Source organism: Pseudoalteromonas sp. S3178, assembly GCF_005886985.1.
In the GTDB taxonomy this organism is placed as follows: domain Bacteria; phylum Pseudomonadota; class Gammaproteobacteria; order Enterobacterales; family Alteromonadaceae; genus Pseudoalteromonas; species Pseudoalteromonas carrageenovora.
Genome location: NZ_PNCW01000040.1, coordinates 32,631 through 52,913 on the forward strand (window position 1 = coordinate 32,631; position 20,283 = coordinate 52,913).

General features: G+C 39.2%; 23 protein-coding genes. 18 read left to right on the forward strand and 5 right to left on the reverse strand.

Going from position 1 to position 20,283, the window contains the following annotated elements:
- Positions 1-98: 98 nt before the first annotated feature.
- The 3 genes from CWC11_RS12710 to CWC11_RS12720 all read right to left on the reverse strand — a co-directional run bounded on the left by CWC11_RS12710 (position 99) and on the right by CWC11_RS12720 (position 1,898).
- Entirely contained in the window at positions 99-758 is a 660-nt protein-coding gene (locus CWC11_RS12710) for an endonuclease (RefSeq protein WP_138682981.1), read from the reverse strand.
- Between the two features lie 56 nt (positions 759-814).
- Positions 815-1,516 carry a hypothetical protein gene (locus CWC11_RS12715; RefSeq protein ID WP_138682982.1) on the reverse strand — a complete coding sequence of 234 codons (702 nt, stop codon included), beginning with the start codon at positions 1,514-1,516 and terminating at the stop codon, positions 815-817.
- A gap of 130 nt (positions 1,517-1,646) precedes the next feature.
- Positions 1,647-1,898 (reverse strand): DUF7218 family protein, encoded by a 252-nt coding sequence (locus tag CWC11_RS12720; RefSeq protein WP_089348912.1) that lies wholly within the window; start codon positions 1,896-1,898, stop codon positions 1,647-1,649.
- Positions 1,899-2,129: 231 nt separating this feature from the next.
- Between CWC11_RS12720 and CWC11_RS12725 the strand changes: the two genes are divergently transcribed.
- Positions 2,130-2,510, forward strand: a complete 381-nt coding sequence (locus tag CWC11_RS12725; protein ID WP_058547956.1) for a hypothetical protein — start codon at positions 2,130-2,132, stop codon at positions 2,508-2,510.
- A 10-nt stretch (positions 2,511-2,520) separates the two neighbouring features.
- Here CWC11_RS12725 and CWC11_RS12730 read toward each other — a convergent pair whose 3' ends face one another.
- On the reverse strand, positions 2,521-2,961 hold the full coding sequence (locus CWC11_RS12730) for a PaaI family thioesterase (RefSeq protein ID WP_138682983.1): 441 nt from the start codon (positions 2,959-2,961) through the stop codon (positions 2,521-2,523).
- A gap of 177 nt (positions 2,962-3,138) precedes the next feature.
- Here CWC11_RS12730 and lexA point away from each other — a divergent pair, with 177 nt between their 5' ends.
- From lexA to CWC11_RS12755, 5 genes are all read left to right on the forward strand, one after another.
- Positions 3,139-3,756 carry a transcriptional repressor LexA gene (gene lexA / locus CWC11_RS12735; protein ID WP_138682984.1) on the forward strand — a complete coding sequence of 206 codons (618 nt, stop codon included), beginning with the start codon at positions 3,139-3,141 and terminating at the stop codon, positions 3,754-3,756.
- Positions 3,757-4,234: 478 nt separating this feature from the next.
- Positions 4,235-5,377, forward strand: a complete 1,143-nt coding sequence (gene coxB, locus CWC11_RS12740) for a cytochrome c oxidase subunit II (protein ID WP_138682985.1) — start codon at positions 4,235-4,237, stop codon at positions 5,375-5,377.
- Positions 5,377-6,969 carry a cytochrome c oxidase subunit I gene (ctaD, locus tag CWC11_RS12745; protein ID WP_058547951.1) on the forward strand — a complete coding sequence of 531 codons (1,593 nt, stop codon included), beginning with the start codon at positions 5,377-5,379 and terminating at the stop codon, positions 6,967-6,969. Before coxB ends, ctaD begins: the two co-directional genes overlap by 1 nt.
- Positions 6,969-7,499, forward strand: coding sequence for a cytochrome c oxidase assembly protein (locus CWC11_RS12750; protein ID WP_138682986.1), 531 nt, complete (start codon positions 6,969-6,971; stop codon positions 7,497-7,499). Before ctaD ends, CWC11_RS12750 begins: the two co-directional genes overlap by 1 nt.
- Before the next feature lie 35 nt (positions 7,500-7,534).
- Positions 7,535-8,413 carry a cytochrome c oxidase subunit 3 gene (locus CWC11_RS12755; protein WP_138682987.1) on the forward strand — a complete coding sequence of 293 codons (879 nt, stop codon included), beginning with the start codon at positions 7,535-7,537 and terminating at the stop codon, positions 8,411-8,413.
- Here CWC11_RS12755 and CWC11_RS12760 read toward each other — a convergent pair.
- Positions 8,316-8,684, reverse strand: coding sequence for a DUF2909 domain-containing protein (locus CWC11_RS12760; protein ID WP_349304431.1), 369 nt, complete (start codon positions 8,682-8,684; stop codon positions 8,316-8,318). The genes CWC11_RS12755 and CWC11_RS12760 overlap by 98 nt on opposite strands.
- Between CWC11_RS12760 and CWC11_RS12765 the strand changes: the two genes are divergently transcribed.
- The 12 genes from CWC11_RS12765 (at position 8,638) to cheD (ending at position 20,277) form a co-directional block, all read left to right on the forward strand.
- Positions 8,638-9,372 (forward strand): SURF1 family protein, encoded by a 735-nt coding sequence (locus CWC11_RS12765; RefSeq protein ID WP_138682989.1) that lies wholly within the window; start codon positions 8,638-8,640, stop codon positions 9,370-9,372. The genes CWC11_RS12760 and CWC11_RS12765 overlap by 47 nt on opposite strands.
- Entirely contained in the window at positions 9,362-9,856 is a 495-nt protein-coding gene (locus tag CWC11_RS12770) for a transmembrane cytochrome oxidase associated protein (protein WP_138682990.1), read from the forward strand. Before CWC11_RS12765 ends, CWC11_RS12770 begins: the two co-directional genes overlap by 11 nt.
- Before the next feature lie 30 nt (positions 9,857-9,886).
- Positions 9,887-10,876, forward strand: coding sequence for a COX15/CtaA family protein (locus CWC11_RS12775; RefSeq protein WP_138682991.1), 990 nt, complete (start codon positions 9,887-9,889; stop codon positions 10,874-10,876).
- 12 nt (positions 10,877-10,888) lie between these two features.
- Complete coding sequence (cyoE, locus tag CWC11_RS12780; protein ID WP_138682992.1) at positions 10,889-11,818, forward strand: heme o synthase; 930 nt, start codon at positions 10,889-10,891, stop codon at positions 11,816-11,818.
- Entirely contained in the window at positions 11,815-12,432 is a 618-nt protein-coding gene (locus CWC11_RS12785; RefSeq protein WP_138682993.1) for an SCO family protein, read from the forward strand. The genes cyoE and CWC11_RS12785 overlap by 4 nt, the downstream gene beginning before the upstream one ends.
- Before the next feature lie 316 nt (positions 12,433-12,748).
- On the forward strand, positions 12,749-13,021 hold the full coding sequence (locus CWC11_RS12790) for an STAS domain-containing protein (RefSeq protein ID WP_104641771.1): 273 nt from the start codon (positions 12,749-12,751) through the stop codon (positions 13,019-13,021).
- 8 nt (positions 13,022-13,029) lie between these two features.
- Entirely contained in the window at positions 13,030-13,392 is a 363-nt protein-coding gene (locus tag CWC11_RS12795; RefSeq protein WP_058547942.1) for a response regulator, read from the forward strand.
- A 10-nt stretch (positions 13,393-13,402) separates the two neighbouring features.
- Positions 13,403-15,493: a chemotaxis protein CheA gene (locus CWC11_RS12800; protein ID WP_138682994.1), complete on the forward strand. Its 2,091-nt coding sequence runs from the start codon at positions 13,403-13,405 to the stop codon at positions 15,491-15,493.
- Entirely contained in the window at positions 15,493-15,978 is a 486-nt protein-coding gene (locus CWC11_RS12805) for a chemotaxis protein CheW (RefSeq protein WP_058547940.1), read from the forward strand. The genes CWC11_RS12800 and CWC11_RS12805 overlap by 1 nt, the downstream gene beginning before the upstream one ends.
- A 52-nt stretch (positions 15,979-16,030) precedes the next feature.
- Positions 16,031-18,730, forward strand: coding sequence for a methyl-accepting chemotaxis protein (locus CWC11_RS12810; RefSeq protein WP_138682995.1), 2,700 nt, complete (start codon positions 16,031-16,033; stop codon positions 18,728-18,730).
- 115 nt (positions 18,731-18,845) lie between these two features.
- Positions 18,846-19,676, forward strand: coding sequence for a CheR family methyltransferase (locus tag CWC11_RS12815; protein ID WP_058547939.1), 831 nt, complete (start codon positions 18,846-18,848; stop codon positions 19,674-19,676).
- Positions 19,660-20,277, forward strand: coding sequence for a chemoreceptor glutamine deamidase CheD (gene cheD, locus CWC11_RS12820; RefSeq protein ID WP_058547938.1), 618 nt, complete (start codon positions 19,660-19,662; stop codon positions 20,275-20,277). Before CWC11_RS12815 ends, cheD begins: the two co-directional genes overlap by 17 nt.
- The last annotated feature ends 6 nt before the right edge of the window (positions 20,278-20,283 follow it).

The following is a 20,283-nucleotide window of genomic DNA, read 5'->3' on the forward strand; positions in this document are numbered from 1 at the left end:
TTTTTGTAAATAAGTTGTTTAAAATATTACAACACCCGCCTATTTATTCAACGTATTTGGCCCTGATTTATGTAAATGAGTGTACAAACCAGGCTTTTTTAGAGCTTGCTTGCGCTACTTTTATTAGCAAACGCTTGCCTTTGCCACGCATCAAATAGCTTTTGTTGTTTATCAGATATTTTTAGCCCGTATGTTTTTTGCATATAAGCGTAGGTGTCGGCAATGCGTTTACGGGCATAAAATGGTGGCTCTACTACGCGTTGTTTAAAGTTAACTTTTACTTCGCAGCGTCCATACTGTGTGGCGTTTTCGCTAAGCATACCAAAGCGATAGTTAGAGCGATCTGCGTTAATTTCGCCAATAGCGGGGGCTAAGTTGTTTATGTCGGCTTCCATTTTCCTAAATTTAGCACTGACCTTTCGGCAGTTTTTGCGTCCGCCGTCTTGCCAGCATTGTAGCTGGTGGCCAAACTCCCACGCGGGCACTATGTGCTCCCATTCAATACGTAAAGCGCGCTGGTTTACCTTGCCTGAGCGGGTAAATGTATTACGAGGCACATAACCACAATCCGTTGGATCTGGCACTAGTTTTTTACCTTGTTTTTTAATGTCGCAGCCGCAGTAGAGGCTTTTGGCGTTATTAGGCAGGGTTTTAATTAAGTGCCTTTTAGCCGTTGAAAAACGGGTGAATTCTTCACTCGATGCCGAAAAACAAATACAACAAGCCACAAAGGCTAAAATAAATTTAAGCATATCCATCACATACGTGAACTACAGGAGGCGCTAGTTTAAAGCCTTGAAATTAAAATATAAACCTATTTAAAAATCCTTTTAAGCCTTAAATTTTGCAAAAGTAGCAACATGCCGCATAAACAAAATAGCACGCTGGTGGCTGCAAAGCTGATGAGTAACGGGTTGTTAAAATCTTCTCGCTCGTCGTAATCCATTATGTGCAGCATCCAAAAAAAGTCGAATATACGCCATAGAGTACTGCGAACAGTAATTACTTTGCCGTTAATTGCATTTAAATACAGCGTAGTATTAAAGGTGTCGTTAAATTGTACTTGCCACACATTTTTTTTGTATCCGACCTCTCGAGTACCTTGTTTTAAAAGCGTTGTACTAATTGGCTTAGCGTTGATTAGTAAATGAGCCTGCGCATTAGCGGTAATTTGTATTTTAGTAGGTGGTTCAAAAGGGCGCCCCGTTAAACCATTAAAGCTTTGCTGTTCGGTATTATTGATAACAGTAATAAGGGGAGTAGTTAAAAAGTTTTCAAATAGTATTTGAGTGGGATTAGCCACTTGTGAAGTAATATTATCGAGTGATGCGGGGTAGTCGGCTTGTGCAAATGGGTTTGTAAGTGTGCGCTTGGCAAGGTGTTTACCATGCACATATTCAAGTGGAATAGCGCTCATAACTAGGCCGCCTAAAAGCCAAGCCAAAATTTGTAAGGCAAGTAAATAGCCCAGCCACTTATGTAATTTGCGTGCACGCTTAAATATTTTTTTGCTCATATTTATCTTCTTATTATTTTTAGCGTTAGTTTATTATAGCTTCCCACGCTTTTGCTGCGGCATTTTGTCGCAGTTTTTCATAAGTTTATAAATATGAGGCTTTAATGACATCAATAGATTTTAGTTAATTTTAGCTTTCACGCAGGGCATTTATTAACTCTTGTTTGCTCATTTTAGAGCGCCCGCTAATACCAACCTCTTTTGCCTTATCGTATAACTGCTTTTTTGTGCGTTGCTCATACTGAGAGGCTTTGCCGCCTTTTACCGCTGTTTTATGGGTATTACTATTGGCAATACGTGCGGCTTTTTGTTTACTCATGCCCTCATCGCGAAGTGCATCGTACTGATCGTCGTTTTTAATTTGTGGACCATGATCTACCATTTTAATGCTCCTTAAAAATCGTTACTTACACAATGTGTGTATTAATTTCATTGTTTAATTGTAAAACTAAGCGATTAAGCCAGCTTAATTAAAACGAGCAAGTTAGGTGCCAAAAGCGCTAAAAAGTGTATTTATGAAGATAAAGCAAGGATTACTGCTTTGTTAATTTGGTATAAAAGTAAAACTGCGTTAAAGTTTGCGATGAAACTATAAGAGGGTAAAAAGCAGACAATGTCGGAAATTCAATTTTTAAATGTAGATCTAGAGCTTGAGTCTAAACATGATATTAGCGCCTTAGTGGCAGACTTAAAGAAAAACGCGACGGTTTTGCATTATGATAAAGACGAATATCGTCAACTTGCGCGTATTGAAGCCTCAGGTGAAATATCAACACCAGATAAAGCTATTAACCACTTGTGCGAGCTTATTGAGTCGTGTTCACGTAACGCGCTTAAGCAATGGCTAAGCTGCTCGCGAAGAACGTTTGATATTGGCTTTGAATCGGGCACGTCACCTAAGTGTTTTAACCAAGCCCTACATGCAGACACACTGCTACGTATATCTGCGATTGGTGCAGGTATGGAAATTACTATTTATCCTATCGAAAAATAAAAAGAAGTAATTACCTGCGCTCTACAACTGCTGCGGTCATTTTTGATACGCAGCATAGCTCATTGCGACTATTTGTTATTTTTATTTCCCACACAGAACTACGTTTACCTATATGAAAAGCCTTAGCGGTTGCAGTTAAAGTACCATTGCGAGATGCTTTTAAATGGCTTGCGCTAATTTCCTGCCCTACACAATAAAATTTTGTAAAGTCGACAACAAAATTAGCAGCATAGCTTGCTACTGTTTCAGCAAGTACTACATTTGCACCACCGTGAACCATACCCATAGGATTATGATGTTCAGGTATAGCAGGCATAGTGGCAACTAGGTAATCATCACCAATTTCTGTGACTTCAATGCCCATGGTTTTCATTAATGTGCCTTGGCCGTCAATGCCTTCTTCTAACTGTTTGCAAAGCTCTAAAGTGATGGGGTGGTGCCAAATACTCATAATTACTCCTTTGAATTAAAACCAAGTTTATAGCACTTTATAAATGTGAATTTTATAAATACCTAAAATGTACACATATGCTTTTAGTTTAGCTATTTTAAAGCACAATTTAAATTTGCGATTTTTATTTAACTGTATATACTCACAGTTAAATGTACTGTATGGAAAACCAGTTGTATGCGACCATTAACGAAACGCCAAGCTCAAATACTAGAACTCATTAAAGTTTTTATTAAAGACACTGGTATGCCTCCTACACGTGCCGAAATAGCGCAAACATTAGGTTTTAAAAGTGCTAATGCAGCAGAAGAGCACTTAAAAGCACTGGCAAAAAAAGGTGCTATTAAAATGAAGCCAGGCGCCAGCCGTGGAATTCAATTAATTGAAGAAGAAGAGCCAGAGCAGTTAGGCCTACCACTTATAGGGCGTGTTGCTGCAGGTTCTCCTATTTTGGCGCAAGAACATGTTGAGAGCCACTGCAAAATAGATCCTTTAATGTTTAAACCTGCCGCCGATTTTTTACTTCGTGTAAATGGCATGAGTATGAAAGATATTGGTATTATGGATGGTGATTTACTGGCTGTACATCGCACTCAAACCGCTGAAAACGGTCAAGTTGTGGTTGCGCGAGTTGATGAAGATGTAACCGTAAAACGCCTAGAAAAAGCAGGCCGCAAAGTATTATTACACGCCGAAAACGAAGAGTTTACGCCAATAGAAGTAGACCTTGAAAATGAGTCTTTTAATATTGAAGGCTTAGCAGTAGGTGTAATTAGAAACGCCGATTGGATGTAATTTCTAGCCTATATTAGATAGTAAATTTATAAATGCGCACTTTTTAGTGTGCATTTTTGTTTTAAAAACCCACCTTTTAGCAATACTAAAGCAGTCATAAAGTTATCTAAGCTGTAAACTTTTTTGCACTCGTACCTAACTCTTCTTTTATGTGATACACCCCCTATTTTAGCTCGTTTTTTGATTATTAAATTGTATTTATGTTGGTGTAATTAAGGCTCATTTTAAAATATAACTTGTTTGTTTTTTATACTAAAACTTGCTTGTTGTACGTTTTTTAGCTAATTATTAATTTGCTGGGCTAACAATAACTCACAGCTTTTAGTTTTGAGAACACACAATATACACAAACTCTTTGTTGGCACAGCAATACCAATTAAAACAAATAAGATTGGTTAAATAATAAAAATAACGAATAGGCGTTTAAGCCGTATGCCTCTTCGCTTTGCACTCGCAATAGCATCAAAGGAGCCGTCACATGGGTAAACTGACCTCTACCTTGTGGCTTGTATTGATTGTTTTTCCGCAGCATGTAATGGCAAATAGCCAATACAATATGCGCAAAGGCGTAACCGATATAAGCAATAATGTATATCAGCTACACATGACCATATTTTTAATATGTTGTGTGATTGGGGTGATAGTGTTCGCAATTATGTTTTGGGCACTGATTCATCACCGTAAATCTAAAGGGGCAGTACCTGCCCAATTTCATGAAAGTACTAAAGTAGAAATACTTTGGACTGCCATTCCATTTGTTATCTTAATTGCCATGGCAATCCCTGCCACTAAAACACTTATTGCAATGGAAGATGCCAGCAAAGCTGATTTAACCATTAAAATTACTGGTTCGCAGTGGAAGTGGCATTACGAATACATGGGTGAGGATGTCGCGTTTTACTCAATTTTATCTACCCCTCAAGATGAAATAGCCAACCTTGCAGATAAAAATCCAAATTATTTGCTTGAAGTTGATAAGCCATTAGTGCTGCCAATTAATCAAAAAGTACGTTTTTTAATCACCTCGGATGACGTTATTCACTCTTGGTGGGTACCTGATTTTGCTGTTAAAAAAGACGCCAACCCCGGCTTCATAAACGAAACATGGAGCAACATTAACGAAGAAGGTATTTACCGAGGACAGTGCGCTGAGCTGTGCGGTAAAGATCATGGCTTTATGCCAGTGGTGGTCGAGGCAAAATCACAGGAAGATTTTAACGCTTGGCTTGCTGATGCAAAACAAGCAAAGCAAAAAGCGGCATTAGCCGATGCTGCTCTGCTTGATCAAACGTTGCCTAAAGAAGAGTTAATGACTTTAGGCGAGCAAGTGTATATGGCAAGTTGCGCTGCGTGTCATCAGCCAACGGGTATGGGGTTACCAGGCGTATTTCCTGCACTGAAAGGCAGTCCCATTGTGCTTGGTGATATAAAAGATCATATAGATGTTGTGATCCATGGTCGCCCTGGTACTGCAATGCAAGCTTTTGCTAAACAACTATCAATAAAACAACTTGCTGCAGTCATTACCTACAAACGCAATGCGTGGGGTAACGATACGGGTGATGTAATTCAACCTAGTGAAATTCAGGCAGCACTTGATGCTGATGGGGAGGCGAACTAATGAGTAGCATAGTAGAACAATCTAACGCCAATGAAGCTCACCACGGTCATCATCCTGCAAAAGGCTTTAAGCGCTGGTTATATACAACCAATCATAAAGATATTGGCAGCTTATATTTAATTTTTTCGCTGACTATGTTTTTAATTGGCGGCGCTATGGCTATGGTCATTAGGGCCGAATTATTCCAACCTGGGTTACAACTAGTTGAGCCTCATTTTTTTAATCAAATGACCACTGTACATGGCTTGATTATGGTATTTGGTGCGGTTATGCCAGCCTTTACCGGCCTTGCTAACTGGATGGTGCCATTAATGATTGGTGCGCCAGATATGGCATTACCAAGAATGAATAACTGGAGCTTTTGGATATTACCCTTCGCATTTTTAATCCTGCTAGCTTCTTTATTTATGCCTGGCGGTGGCCCTGCATTCGGCTGGACTTTTTACGCTCCACTTTCAACCACTTACAGTAACGATAATACTGCGTTGTTTGTATTTGCCGTTCATATTATGGGTATCAGCTCAATTATGGGCGCAATCAATGTAATTGTGACCATAGTTAATTTGCGTGCTCCGGGTATGACATGGATGAAGCTTCCGTTATTCGTGTGGACATGGCTAATAACTGCATTTTTGTTAATTGCTGTTATGCCTGTACTTGCGGGAGCTGTGACCATGGTACTCACAGATAAATACTTTGCTACTAGCTTTTTTGATGCGGCCGGCGGTGGCGACCCGGTTATGTTTCAGCACATATTTTGGTTTTTTGGTCACCCTGAAGTATACATCATGATTTTGCCAGCTTTTGGCATTATATCGACCATAGTGCCTACCTTTTCGCGTAAAAAACTATTTGGTTATGCGTCCATGGTGTACGCCACCTCATCCATTGCGCTACTTAGTTTTATTGTATGGGCTCACCACATGTTTACCACAGGTATGCCGGTGGCTGGCGAGTTATTTTTTATGTACGCAACGATGCTTATATCGGTGCCAACTGGAGTAAAAGTATTTAACTGGGTAGCGACCATGTGGAAAGGCTCAATTAGCTTTGAAGTCCCCATGCTATTTAGTATTGCCTTTATTGTGCTGTTTACCTTAGGAGGCTTTTCTGGGTTGATGTTAGCCATTACACCTGCTGATTTTCAGTATCACGATACGTACTTTGTGGTGGCGCATTTTCACTATGTATTAGTAACCGGAGCCATCTTTTCGATAATGGCGGGTGCTTATTACTGGCTGCCTAAATGGACCGGTAATATGTTTAATATTACCTTGGCTAAATGGCATTTTTGGCTATCGCTTGTGAGTGTAAATGTACTGTTTTTTCCTATGCATTTTGTAGGGCTTGCCGGTATGCCTAGACGTATTCCAGATTATGCGCTGCAGTTTGCCGATTTTAACGCCATTATAAGTATTGGTGGGTTTGCATTTGGTTTATCGCAGCTTTTATTTGTGGCCGTGGTAATTAAGTGCGCCCGAGGTGGCGATAAAGTGCCTGCAAAAGTATGGGATGGTGCCGAAGGTTTAGAGTGGGAAGTTGAATCGCCAGCGCCGTATCATACCTTTTCTACACCACCGGAAATTAAGTAATGACTCACGCGCCGCTACTTAAACGCTTAGTACTTATTTGCATAGGTATGTTTGCTTTTGCTTTTGCCTTAGTGCCCTTATACGACGTATTTTGCGATGTAACAGGGCTAAATGGTAAGCCATCGCTTGAGCAAGCAAAGCTAAGTACACAGGTTACTCAAAACCGAGAAATAGGGGTGAGTTTTACAACCCATGCGCAAAGTGGCGCGCCATTTGTTGTTAAGTCAAAAGAATACAGTGTTGCTGTTAAACCCGGCGCTATGCGTGAGGTAATGTTTAGCGCTAAAAATAACAGTAACCTCGATAAAGTAATGCAAGCTGTGCCCTCGGTTTCGCCCGGTAAAGCGGCTAAGTATTTACATAAAATTGCCTGTTTTTGCTTTGATCAGCAACCGCTAAAAGCAGGGGAAGAACTTGAGTTTAAACTACTTTTTTATGTTGATACCGCATTACCAAGCGATATAGAAGAGCTAACTTTATCGTACACCGTATTTGATATTAGTGAGCAGCTAGTAGCGAGCAATAACTAGCCTGCATGTCTAGTGTAAAACTAGGAGCAAGTAACATGAATCAAGAATATGAAAATTACTACGTACCAGAGCAAAGCCCATGGCCAATAGTGGGCGCTATTGCTTTGTTTTTTATTGCGGTAGGTGCTGCATTAACGGTTATGAGTGCCTCAAAAGAAGGAGGTGGGAGCGGCGTTTACTTGCTATATTTTGGTATTGCCGTGCTTTTATACATGCTTTATAGCTGGTTCAAAAATGTAATTACTGAGTCCGATCAAGGCTTATATTCAGCGCAAATGGATCGTTCGTTCAGACAAGGTATGAGCTGGTTTATTTTTTCTGAAGTAATGTTTTTTATGGCCTTTTTTGGCGCGTTATTTTATGCACGAATACTATCAGTACCTTGGTTAGGTGGGGCTGGTAATAATGCGATGACTAACGAAGTGCTATGGCCTACCTTTGAAGCCGTTTGGCCGTTAATTACAACACCTGCAGGAGATATAACTCAAGCCATGGGTTGGCAAGGCTTACCGCTTATAAACACATTAATACTACTTACCTCATCGGTTACTTTACATTTTGCCCACGTAGCAATGGAAAACAATAAACGTACGCCACTTAAAGTATTTCTAGGGGCAACTATTTTATTAGGTGTTTGCTTTTTGGCTCTGCAAGTTGAGGAGTATATACACGCCTATAACGATTTAAATTTAACGCTTGATGCCGGTGTATACGGTAATACGTTCTTTTTATTGACTGGTTTTCATGGCATGCATGTAACCCTTGGCACTGTACTGTTGCTGGTTATTTTTTTACGAATATTAAAAGGGCACTTTACTAAAGATAAGCATTTTGCATTTCAAGCTGCTGCTTGGTACTGGCATTTTGTAGATGTGGTATGGCTGTGTTTATTTGTATTTGTATATGTGCTGTAGCATTTATTGGGGAATTATTAGCTTTAATAAAGCCAAATTTAAGTGCGGCAATTACCATAATTAATATAACAACCGAAAACATCACGCGGCGGCCTAAAAAGTGAGACATAGGCCGTCCACTTGTCTTACCAGATACCATAATAAATAAAGCTCTAAATAAGTTAAAAAGTATAAACAGTAACAACAGTACGATAATAATTTTAATAATCACTGGGTTGAACCTTATGCAGTTAGTTTTATGGCACAAACAAAAGCTTAGCTCAATAATCACACTCTGTATGGTGACGGTTGTGGTACTTGTTTGTGTGCGCTTAGGGTTTTGGCAGCTACAAAGAGCTGAGCAAAAACAGCAGCAGTTAACGGCTATTGAAAAATTGCAAACCCAAGGTGTTATGAGTTGGCAGCAACTTACTAATTTACCCTCTAACTGGAATAAAACAGGGGTGTTGGTTGAATTAACTGGGGTATTTATTCAAGATCAATATTGGCTGTTGGATAATCAAGTTTACAATGGGCAAGTCGGATACGACTTATTAGTATTGTTTAAACCAGCAGATGACTCCCACACTATTTTGGTAAACCTTGGCTGGGTTAAGGCCCCGCTATCTCGAAGTGAATTACCAAAAATAAAGCTTCCTACTAAGCGCTTTACATTAATTGCACAAATAAAAGAGAACAACCTCAGTGGCTTTACGCTCGAACGCGAAGCTGCTCCCTCCAATATTAGAATTCAAAATATTGACCTTAATAAGCTAAGCCAAACCAGTCAGCAAAAACTCGTTAACTACATGGCTTATAGGCAAGGTGAAGGGGATGAATTAGCTACTCCTCATTATAAAGCTGTTGTTATGAGCCCGCAAAAACATCATGCCTACGCAGTACAGTGGTTTTTAATCGCCATTGCCTGTGTATTCGTGGCTGTTTTTGCTAGTAAAAAAAGGACACACAATGAAAAATAAACCACTTTTATTATTTGTAATCTGCTGCGCCATACCACTAGCACTAGCGTATGGTGCGCTTAAATTTGATTGGTTACCAACGGCGATAACAAATCATGGTGAGTTTTTAGAACAAGAAGTAAAGCTTACTAATTGGCAAAAAAACAACCCCAAACAGTGGACGATTGCGCTTAATTACTCCGCAGAGTGTAACAGTGCATGTAATGAACAATTAAGTGCGCTAGATAATTTATATGTGGCATTGGGTAAAAACCAAGGCAAGGTCGATATGGCGGTGATGGGGATCGTTAATGATAAAAAACTACCTTGGAAAATGATAAGCGGCCAACAAAATTTAAAGCCAGCCAGCTTGTATTTAATCGATCATATGGGGCTTGTAGTTCTTGAATATCCTTTTAAAACGCAGCCACAAGAAAACCGTTTAGTACAAAAAGGTTTATTAAAAGATCTAAAAAAATTACTTAATTATTCTCGTTCGAGCTAATTGCTAAGCTTACTTAAGTTGGAGTATTTAATGTATAAAAATTATAAAAACTATGTATTAATAACAGGCTTACTTGCTTTAGTTGTAGTGGCATTGGGTGCCTATACCCGACTAAGTGATGCAGGCCTTGGTTGCCCAGATTGGCCCGGCTGTTATGGTTTTTTAACCGTCCCAAAACATGAAGCTGATATAGCACTCGCTACGCAAAGCTACCCCGACATGATGTTTGAAACCGCAAAAGCGTGGAAAGAAATGATCCATCGTTATTTTGCAGGTGCCTTAGGTTTACTTATTTTAGGTTTGTTTATATTGGCCTTTTTAAAGCGTCAATATCCAACTACACCCGTTAAGTTGCCTCTGGCTTTACTTTTACTTGTAGTATTTCAGGCCGCACTTGGTATGTGGACTGTAACCATGAACTTACAGCCACTTATTGTGATGGGCCATCTATTAGGTGGTTTTAGTATTTTATCGCTAATTACACTTTTGTATTTACGCTTAACAGCCAAACCTATAATGGGTGGAGACAGCGGCGCAAAAAGGTATTTTAGCTTGAGTCTAGTCGCGCTAGGTGTGCTCATTATTCAAATAGCGCTTGGCGGTTGGCTTGCTGCAAATTATGCAGCACCGCATTGTAATGGTTTACCTTTGTGTAGCTACGCTCAACCATTTTCGCTTAGTAGTGTATTTCAGTTACCCCTTGAGCACAGTAATTACGAGTTTGGTGTGTTATCGCAACAAGCGCGTATGTCTATACATTTATTGCATCGTATTTGGGCGCTTGTAACGTGTGTTGTTTTAGCTCTTATAATGTGGCGAATATACAGCCAAGCATACTCTCAAAAAATAAAAAATTGTGTGGTTAGCGTACTTGTTGCCTTACTTTGTCAGATAAGTTTAGGGCTTGCGGTGGTGCATTGGCACTTTCCGTTAGGGGTAGCACTGGCGCACAATTTAATGGCTGCCATACTATTATTAACAATGGTTAGGTTGTGTTACTACCTAAAGTCACGCACATAAAGGGGAGTTGTTATGGCACTTACAATTGATAAAAAAGCACTACAAGGCGAGAGCTCGCTACCTTTAATTAATCGTACTTATAATTTACTGCAAGATTACTTAGCTATCAGCAAATTTAAGGTTGTGGCTATGCTCGTATTAACAGCTTGGGTAGGCTTAGCGCTGGCTCCAGATGTAGGTAGAGGCATAGCTGTACAATTTACGAGTTTATTAGGTATTGGTTTACTATCTGCGGCAGCTGCGGTGATCAATCACGTTGTTGACAGCGAGATAGACTCAAAAATGGCGCGTACCCGTCATCGTCCTGTTGCTAAAGGGCGTTTGAGTAAGACCCATGCACTTAGTTTTGCAGCTGCTATTGGCGTAGCTGGTTTTATTATGCTGATGGTGTGGGCAAATACACTGACCGCAATACTGACTTTATTTGCATTGGTTGGCTATGCCTTTATATATACTTCATTTTTAAAACGTGCCACTCCGCAAAATATTGTTATTGGTGGTTTAGCGGGCGCGATGCCTCCGTTACTTGGTTGGGTATCTGAAACAGGCCAAATGGCAGCCGCTCCATGGTTACTTGTAATGATTATTTTTACCTGGACACCACCGCACTTCTGGGCGCTTGCGATAGCCCGTAAAAGTGATTACGAACGAGCTAAAATACCCATGTTACCTGTTACTCACGGAATAGATTTTTGCAAAACATGTGTGGTTGCCTATTCTGTTTTACTAGCCGTTGTATGTGTATTACCTTACTTAATTGGTATGTCGGGATTAATATATTTAATTGGAGCTTGTGCATTAAATGCAGTATTCATATACAAAGCCGTTAAGTTAAAAATTGCCGGAAACGATGAAACTGCTATGGACTTATTTCGTTTTTCAATCATTCATTTAATGGTACTCTTTGTCGTATTATTTATAGATAAATGGCTCCCTTTATGATGCGATTAAAGCTCTGTTTTAGTATTGTTTTAATGCTGTTTTTATCAGCCTGTTCAGATAAAAATAGCCCCCCTGATGTAGATGCGTTAGTTTACGAAACCGCAAAACCACTGTCGAACTTTAAGCTCAATAATCAAAATGGAGAATTAGTCACTAAAGCGCAGTTTTTAGGGCAATGGAATTTAGTATTTTTAGGTTATACAAGTTGCCCCGATATTTGCCCATTGACCCTTGCTAAGCTAAACAATGTTTATAAAAATTTGCACAGCGACTACCCGCTACAAATTTGGTTTATGTCGGTCGACCCTAAGCGAGATACAGCACAAAAACGAAAAGCTTATATAGATTATTTTAATCCTGACTTTTTAGCTGTTTCAGGTCCCCATAAAGACCTATTTCCTTTAGTAAGGGAGCTTGGCTTAATTTACGCTATAAGCGATTCTAACGAATCAGAATATGCAGTTGATCATAGCGCATCTGTGGCACTGGTTGATCAAAACGGTGCTGTAAGAGCTATTTTTAAGCCTGAATTTAAACAAGGCAGCGTACCTTTAATCAATGCCTCACAATTAACCGAAGAGTTTATAAAAATAGCTGACTACTATAAAAACTAGTTTTTAACTTTTAATGAATTTTAAAGGAGCTTTATGCTCCTTTTTTTATATTTTTAATGCATTTATACCAATCCACAATAATACTTAATCATTTTGCGGGGCTAAACGTATCGCTATCTGCGTTAAAAAATTCTCATTTAGAACAACTAAATAACGAATTTTTTGCCTAGCTATCAACACGTTTTTCCATCCTCAAAATAGATCACTTAATTAAGCGAATTGGTATTATAATTTTTTTTTACCCTTTTATGGCAATTTCAATAACTAGGTCTAAGCTTTTGTTATGAATTGAATTGACAGGGAAAGTCCCAAAAAAATGCTAAAGCTACCCAGTGAACTTGCCATCACGCAAGTTGAGACTCTACATCAAGATTTACTCCAAGAACTCAATAGCAATGATGATATTTGCATTGACGTTAGTGATGTTAGATCTGCTGACACGGCTTCAATTCAACTTTTATGTTCCCTACAAAAACACCTGCAAACCATCCATCATAAAATAATTTGGGTTGGCAGCAGCGAAGCGTTAACACATACCGTTAATCAACTCGGTTTAAGTCAATATTTAATACTCGAAAGTAAAGGTTAGAGGTTTATATGAAAAGAATTTTAGCGGTTGATGATTCTGCATCAATGCGTCAAATGGTGAGCTTTACCCTAAAAACAGCAGGGTTTGATGTAACCGAAGCAAAAGATGGTAGCGAAGCTTTAGCAATTGCAAAGCAGCAAGATTTTGATGCGGTAATATCCGATGTAAACATGCCTATTATGGACGGTATTACATTAATAAGAGAGCTGCGCACCTTACCTAATTATAAATTTACGCCATTGCTTATGCTCACTACAGAGTCTGGACTTGATAAAAAAGTAGAGGGAAAAGCCGCAGGTGCTACAGGTTGGATTGTAAAACCTTTTAATCCTGATCAGTTGTTAGCGGTAATTAAAAAGGTTATTCGCTAGGGAGCGCAGTGTGAGCATAGATTTAAGTCAATTTTTTGAAGTTTTCTTTGAAGAGAGTTTTGAAGGCCTAGATACCATGGAGGCCGAGCTTTTAAATTTGGTGCCAGGTGAGGAAGACTTAGAAACTATAAACACGATTTTTAGAGCCGCACACTCAATAAAAGGCGGCAGTGGCACGTTTGGTTTTACCTCCGTTGCCGACTTTACTCACGTGCTTGAAACACTGCTTGATCAAATACGCCAAGGGGAGCGTGAGCTAAGTACCGAGCATGTTAATTTACTTCTTAAAGCAGTTGATTGTTTACGAGGGTTACTTGCTGCACTTCAAAGTGAGCAAGAGCCCGATTTAAATGAAGCCAATGCATTACGTTTACAGTTTGAGCAAGTGCTTGAAATAAATAATGATGCAGAAGCATCTGTGCAATTAGCCGATGCTAAAGATACCGGCAGTAATACTTACCAAATAGATTTTAAGCCACACCAGCATCTTTTTAAAACCGGTAATGAGCCATTATTTATGATCAGCGAGCTGGCTGAGTTGGGCGAATTAGAAACACATGTATTTTATGACGAAGTACCTGATATAACAGAGCTGAGCAGCGATGAATGCTTTTTGCATTGGCGCTTTTTTTTAAATACAGCTAAAGATGAAAAAGCAATAAATGAGGTATTTGAGTGGGTAGAAGATGACGCAGATATAAGCATTGAGCTGTGCGGCGGCCTATTTACGAACGACTCCCAAAATAATGATGTTAAACAATCCGTTGTGAGCGAGGAGTGTACTTCAAAAAATGAAGAGTCGAGCACCACTCAACCCGCACCCACTCCAGCAAAGCCTAAGGCTCAAGATAATGATAAAAAGCCTGTAACTACGCCTGAGTCAACCTCAATAAGAGTAGGAATCGATAAGGTTGATTCGCTAATAAATATGGTTGGTGAGCTGGTTATTACCCAAGCTATGCTTAATCAGCTAAGCGAGCAAGAAATAACACCCGCCATAATTACCTCACTTCAAGAAGGGCTCGCACAGCTTGCGCATAACACCCGCGACTTACAAGAAAACGTTATGCGAATTCGTATGTTGCCGATTAACTTTGTTTTTAGTCGTTTTCCTCGCTTGGTTCGCGATATTGCACAAAAGCTCAATAAGCAGGTCGAGCTTAAGCTTATAGGTGAGCAAACGGAACTTGATAAAACGGTCATGGAAAAAATATCAGATCCTATGGTTCACTTGGTTAGAAATTCACTCGATCACGGCCTGGAAACTGTTGAGCAAAGAGTTGCAGCGGGGAAAGATCCTGTGGGCACTGTTACTTTAAATGCGTTTCATCAAGGCGGTAACATCGTTATTGAAATTATGGATGATGGTCAAGGACTCAATACTAAAAAAATTAGGGAAAAAGCGATTGCTAATGAGCTAATTACAGCCGATAGCATTTTAAGTGATGATGAAGTAAACGAACTAATTTTTATGCCAGGTTTTTCAACGATGGACGAGGTAAGTGACTTATCTGGTCGTGGTGTAGGGATGGATGTTGTTAAACGAAATATTCAGTCTTTAAATGGCTCTGTTGAGGTTACCTCAGCCCCAGGCGTTGGCTCTACATTTACGATACGTTTACCCCTTACACTCGCTATTTTAGATGGGCAGCTCGTTAAAGTAGCTAAGCATACTTACATTATTCCACTCATTTCTATTGTTGAATCACTGCAAATTGATATTACAAAAGTAAGCCGAGTAGGTAAAAACCTTGATGTACTAAGGCTGCGCGACGAATACATTCCAATTTTAAGATTATACGATATTTTTAATCATCAAAATGCCATTGAATCTTTAGATAAAACTCTCCTTGTTGTTGTTGAAACAGATAATCAAAAAGTGGGCTTACTTGTAGACGATTTACTCTCTCAGCAGCAAGTTGTTATTAAAAGCTTAGAGGCAAATTACCACAAGGTTGATGGTGTATCTGGCGCAACTATTTTAGGTGACGGGCGCGTGTCACTAATTGTAGATATAAGCGGTTTAATAAAGCTATCAGGCCTGAAAAAGCCAGGAAGCCAAGAGCTTATTATTGATCAGCATATAGCTGTGGAGGCTTAATGAACGCTGAAAAAAGCGAGCTAAATAATGCACTAAGCCTGCAGCAAGAGCAGGGAATCAAACAATTTTTAACCTTTATCATGGCCGATGAAGAATATGGCGTTGATATTTTAACTGTTCAAGAAATTCGTAGTTGGGAAGAAATAACCGAACTACCAAACTCTCCTGATTTTGTAAAAGGCGTAATTAATTTACGTGGCACAATAGTACCCATAATAGATTTACGGTTACGTTTTGGCCTTTCAAGTGCGGAATATGGCTCATTAACGGTTGTTATTGTTGTAAAAATTGAGTTTGAACAAGGCAGTAAAATTATGGGAATTGCGGTTGATGCGGTATCTGATGTTTACAGCATTGCAGAGCAAGACGCAAAAGCAGTACCTAGTTTATCTGAGTCGAATAGCTGCGAGTACGTAGCTGGTTTGGTTAATGTGGGCGAGAAAATGATCGCATTAATCGATTTGCAAAAAACAATGAATATTTAGTTAGTTAAAACTAAATATAGTAATAAAAAATAACTTAAAGGTGGTGATGGGCATGGGATGGTTTAGTAATCCAAAGCAGTCAAAATCCAGTAATGATTTAATTGTCGATGCGTTAAATAAATCATTAGCGGTGATTGAATTTGAACCTAACGGACAAATAATTACTGCAAATTCTAATTTTTTAAGTGCAATGGGCTACAGGCTTGAAGAGGTCCAAGGCCAGCACCATTCTTTATTTGTAGACCCAGATGAGGCGCAAAGTAACGACTATAAAAACTTTTGGCAGCGTCTACGCAATGGTGAATTTATTTCTGATGAATTTAAACGCAACGCTAAAGGTAATAAAGAGGTTTGGATTCAAGCAACCTATAACCCCATTGTTGATGAGAGCGGCCAAGTACTTAAAGTTGTAAAGTTTGCCACAGATATCACCAAGCAGAAGTTAGAAACGGCAGAAGCTGCTGGGCAAATTAATGCTATTAGTAAGTCTCAGGCAGTTATAGAGTTTAATTTAGATGGCACTATTATTGATGCCAATGAAAACTTTTTAAATACCTTAGGCTATCAACTTAATGAAATAAAAGGTAAACATCATCGTTTATTTGTAGAACCTGAATACGCTAATAGTAATGAATATAAAGCATTTTGGGATAAGTTAGCGCAAGGCGAGTTTGATTCTGGCGAGTATTTAAGAATAGGTAAACAAGGACAAGAAGTTTGGATTCAAGCATCGTACAACCCTATTTACGATATGAACGGCAAACCATTCAAAGTTATAAAATACGCATCAGATATTACTGAGCAAAAAGAGCTAGAAAAAGCTTCTCGAAAAGCGGCCGATTTAGCCAGTGCATTAAAAGTATGCCAAGCAAATGTAATGATTGCAGATAAAGATCTTAATATAGTATTTGTAAATGACCGCGTTCATTCAATGCTTAAAGCCAGAGAGAAAGACTTGCAAACTGTATTACCTAATTTTGCTGTAGATAGCTTAATTGGTACATGTGTTGATGATTTTCATAAACACCCATCACATCAGCGTGACTTATTAAAAAATTTAGAACAACCGCATAAAGCAGAGCTAAGATTAGCCGGGCTTATATTTACCCTTATTGCCTCTCCTTGGGTAAGCCATGAGGGAGAGCGCTTAGGAACTATTGTTGAGTGGGAAGATATAACCGAAAGTGTTGCAAAAGCAGAGCAAGAACGCAGCGAAGCCCAAGAAAATCTACGTGTACGCCAAGCGCTTGATACCGTTGCAACTAATACCATGATTGCTGATGCATCAAACGTTATTGTTTATATGAATCAAGCTGTTAAAAATATGATGAGTGCAGCAGAAAATGATTTACGCAAAGATCTGCCTAACTTCGACAGTACAAACTTACTTAAACAAAATATTGATATTTTTCATAAAAACCCTGCGCATCAGCAAAACCTACTTGCTAAGTTAACAACTACTTACAAAGCAGAAATACTTGTTGGTGGACGTACATTTGGCTTGGTAGCAAACCCTATTTTGACCCCCGAAAACGAACGCATAGGCACAGTGGTCGAGTGGGAAGATAGAACCGATGAAGTCGCTATTGAAAAAGAGATTGCAGAACTAATTTTAGCCGCGGGTAATGGCGAATTAGATGCGCGTGTTATTGAAGCTGATAAAAGCGGGTTTTTCTTACGTTTAGCGAAAGGGTTAAATAGCCTAGTTAAAATTGTTGATGATGCCGTTGGCGATACCGCAAATATGCTAGATGCTTTGGCAAGTGGTGATTTATCAAAACGCATAGAAAGTGACTACAAAGGCTCATTTGATAAGCTAAAACGCGATGCAAATACAACCGCAGATAAACTAACAGAAGTAATCAATCGCATAAATTCTTCAGCAACACTTGTAGCAAGTGGCGCAGAGGAAATATCACAAGGGAATGCTGATTTAAGTCAACGTACTGAAGAGCAAGCTTCGTCACTTGAAGAAACAGCATCGAGTATGGAAGAAATGACCAGCACAGTTCGCCAAAATGCCGATAACGCAAAAGTAGCGAACGATTTAGCAGAAGAGACTTGTGAAAAAGCAATACAAGGCGGCGAGGTTGTAAACCGCGCAGTGACTAGTATGTCAGCAATAAATGAGTCGAGTAAAAAAATCGCAGACATTATTGGTGTGATTGACGAAATTGCATTTCAAACTAATTTGTTAGCACTTAACGCTGCCGTTGAGGCTGCAAGAGCGGGCGAGCAAGGCCGTGGTTTTGCCGTAGTGGCAGGTGAAGTTCGTAACTTAGCACAGCGCTCAGCAGGGGCCGCTAAAGAAATTAAAGAGTTAATAAGAGACAGTGTTGGGAAAGTCGCCGATGGGTCTCAGTTAGTTAATGAGTCAGGTGCAACACTTAAAGAAATTGTTGTTTCAGTACAGCGTGTTACGCAAATGATTTCTGATATTACCGAAGCATCAGAGGAGCAAAGCGCAGGTATTGAGCAAGTGAACAAAGCTATTTCTCAAATGGATGAAATGACTCAGCAAAACGCTGCACTTGTAGAAGAGGCATCTGCAGCTGGTGAGTCTATGGCTGAGCAAGCAAACGAAATGCGCAGACTCCTTCACTTCTTTTCGTTAGGGCAGCAAGACATACCATTGGTGTCATCAACCATGAGTACACCTGCTTTAACACAGCAACCGCAAAGTAGCTTTAGCCGAAGTAAACCTCGAGGCGAAAACTTTGTAGATTCGGCTGAAGAGTGGGAGGAGTTCTAGTAAATAACCTGAGCTTTGATTAAGGGATTTATTATTCAAAGCGCTTGTTAAATATACTTAGCTTAGCGTAATTAATTGCGCTAAGCGCCGCTTGTTCTGTATTTGAGAGTAGCCAATGAAAGAGTTTTTATTTACTGAGCGCGACTTTAAAGAAATTGCCGCTTTAGTGTATAACGCATGCGGTATTGTGCTTGGCGAGCATAAGCGTGAAATGGTGTACTCACGTATTGCACGGCGCATACGAGAAAGAAAACTAACAGATTTTAGTACTTACTTAGCTTATTTAAATAGCCATAAAGATCAGGAGTTTGATGCATTTATTAATGCGTTAACAACTAACTTAACTTCATTTTTTCGTGAATCCCATCACTTTGATTATCTAAAAAAACAATTAGTCCCCGCTTTATTAGTACAAAATAAAAACAGTCGACGAGTACGAATTTGGTCGGCTGGATGCTCAACAGGAGAAGAGCCATATAGCCTAGCAATGGCGTTACATGAGTTATTTCCTAGCAACTGGGACGTTAAGATTTTAGCGACAGACCTAGACTCTAATGTACTTAAAAAAGCACATACAGGTGTGTATAGCGCAGCTAATGTAAATGGGTTAGATGATGCGTTGTTAAAGCGTTGGTTTTTAAAAAGTAAAGATGGCGAAAGCTATAAGGTTAAACCAAAGCTACAGCAGTTAATTTCTTTTAAACGCTTAAATTTATTACAAGATTGGCCAATGAAAGGGCCCTTTGATCTAATTTTATGCCGTAACGTTGTTATTTACTTTGATAAAGACACTAAAGATTTATTATTTAAACGTTATGCAAAAATACTCGCTCCACATGGGCATTTATTTTTAGGTCACTCAGAAACCATGGGCAAAGAGCATACTGAGTTTAAAAATTTAGGCAAAACTATGTACCAAAAGGCCGCCGATGCACGCACAGTTTAAAGGGGTTCTTCCTGGGTTTGAGCATATAAAGCGTTACTGGGACTCTGGGCGAGAAAGCGTGGTCGCTAAAATTTTACCGGGTGAGTTTTATGTATCAAAAAATAATGAACTGATATCAACCGTTTTAGGCTCTTGTATTGCGGCATGTGTATACGATGAAAAATTAGGAATTGGTGGCGTTAATCACTTTATGTTGCCGGTAAAAAAAGGTGAGCATGTAGAAGGTGCGCATAGCTTAAGCGGGCGATACGGCAATTGGGCTATGGAGTATTTAATTAACGAAGTACTCAAAAATGGCGGCTCACGCAAAAATTTAAAAATTAAACTCTTTGGTGGCGGGCGAATAATAAGTGCGATGACAGATATTGGGTTGGGTAATATAAGTTTTGCGAATGCCTACATAAAAGAAGAAGCGCTTAATTTAGTTGCTCATGATATGGGTGGACCTTGGCCTAGAAAAATTTTTTTTCATCCGCATACCGGTAAAGTGCACGTAAAAAAGCTTAAAAATCTTCATAACAATACAATTGAAAAACGCGAAGTTAAATACTTACAAAATCTTCAACAGCAAGATAAAAAAACAGATATTGAACTGTTTTAGGGGTGC

Excerpts from the sequence above, each read along its gene's own strand:
- CWC11_RS12815 (WP_058547939.1), top strand. The coding sequence starts at position 18,846 with ATGAAAGAGTTTTTATTTACTGAGCGCGACTTTAAAGAAATTGCCGCT.
- CWC11_RS12720 (WP_089348912.1), bottom strand. The coding sequence starts at position 1,898 with ATGGTAGATCATGGTCCACAAATTAAAAACGACGATCAGTACGATGCA.
- CWC11_RS12730 (WP_138682983.1), bottom strand. The coding sequence starts at position 2,961 with ATGAGTATTTGGCACCACCCCATCACTTTAGAGCTTTGCAAACAGTTA.
- CWC11_RS12765 (WP_138682989.1), top strand. The coding sequence starts at position 8,638 with ATGCAGTTAGTTTTATGGCACAAACAAAAGCTTAGCTCAATAATCACA.
- CWC11_RS12810 (WP_138682995.1), top strand. The coding sequence starts at position 16,031 with ATGGGATGGTTTAGTAATCCAAAGCAGTCAAAATCCAGTAATGATTTA.
- CWC11_RS12710 (WP_138682981.1), bottom strand. The coding sequence starts at position 758 with ATGGATATGCTTAAATTTATTTTAGCCTTTGTGGCTTGTTGTATTTGT.
- cheD (WP_058547938.1), top strand. The coding sequence starts at position 19,660 with ATGCACGCACAGTTTAAAGGGGTTCTTCCTGGGTTTGAGCATATAAAG.
- CWC11_RS12795 (WP_058547942.1), top strand. The coding sequence starts at position 13,030 with ATGAAAAGAATTTTAGCGGTTGATGATTCTGCATCAATGCGTCAAATG.
- lexA (WP_138682984.1), top strand. The coding sequence starts at position 3,139 with ATGCGACCATTAACGAAACGCCAAGCTCAAATACTAGAACTCATTAAA.
- cyoE (WP_138682992.1), top strand. The coding sequence starts at position 10,889 with ATGGCACTTACAATTGATAAAAAAGCACTACAAGGCGAGAGCTCGCTA.
- CWC11_RS12770 (WP_138682990.1), top strand. The coding sequence starts at position 9,362 with ATGAAAAATAAACCACTTTTATTATTTGTAATCTGCTGCGCCATACCA.
- CWC11_RS12790 (WP_104641771.1), top strand. The coding sequence starts at position 12,749 with ATGCTAAAGCTACCCAGTGAACTTGCCATCACGCAAGTTGAGACTCTA.
- CWC11_RS12775 (WP_138682991.1), top strand. The coding sequence starts at position 9,887 with ATGTATAAAAATTATAAAAACTATGTATTAATAACAGGCTTACTTGCT.
- CWC11_RS12715 (WP_138682982.1), bottom strand. The coding sequence starts at position 1,516 with ATGAGCAAAAAAATATTTAAGCGTGCACGCAAATTACATAAGTGGCTG.
- CWC11_RS12755 (WP_138682987.1), top strand. The coding sequence starts at position 7,535 with ATGAATCAAGAATATGAAAATTACTACGTACCAGAGCAAAGCCCATGG.
- CWC11_RS12750 (WP_138682986.1), top strand. The coding sequence starts at position 6,969 with ATGACTCACGCGCCGCTACTTAAACGCTTAGTACTTATTTGCATAGGT.
- CWC11_RS12805 (WP_058547940.1), top strand. The coding sequence starts at position 15,493 with ATGAACGCTGAAAAAAGCGAGCTAAATAATGCACTAAGCCTGCAGCAA.
- CWC11_RS12725 (WP_058547956.1), top strand. The coding sequence starts at position 2,130 with ATGTCGGAAATTCAATTTTTAAATGTAGATCTAGAGCTTGAGTCTAAA.
- ctaD (WP_058547951.1), top strand. The coding sequence starts at position 5,377 with ATGAGTAGCATAGTAGAACAATCTAACGCCAATGAAGCTCACCACGGT.
- coxB (WP_138682985.1), top strand. The coding sequence starts at position 4,235 with ATGGGTAAACTGACCTCTACCTTGTGGCTTGTATTGATTGTTTTTCCG.
- CWC11_RS12785 (WP_138682993.1), top strand. The coding sequence starts at position 11,815 with ATGATGCGATTAAAGCTCTGTTTTAGTATTGTTTTAATGCTGTTTTTA.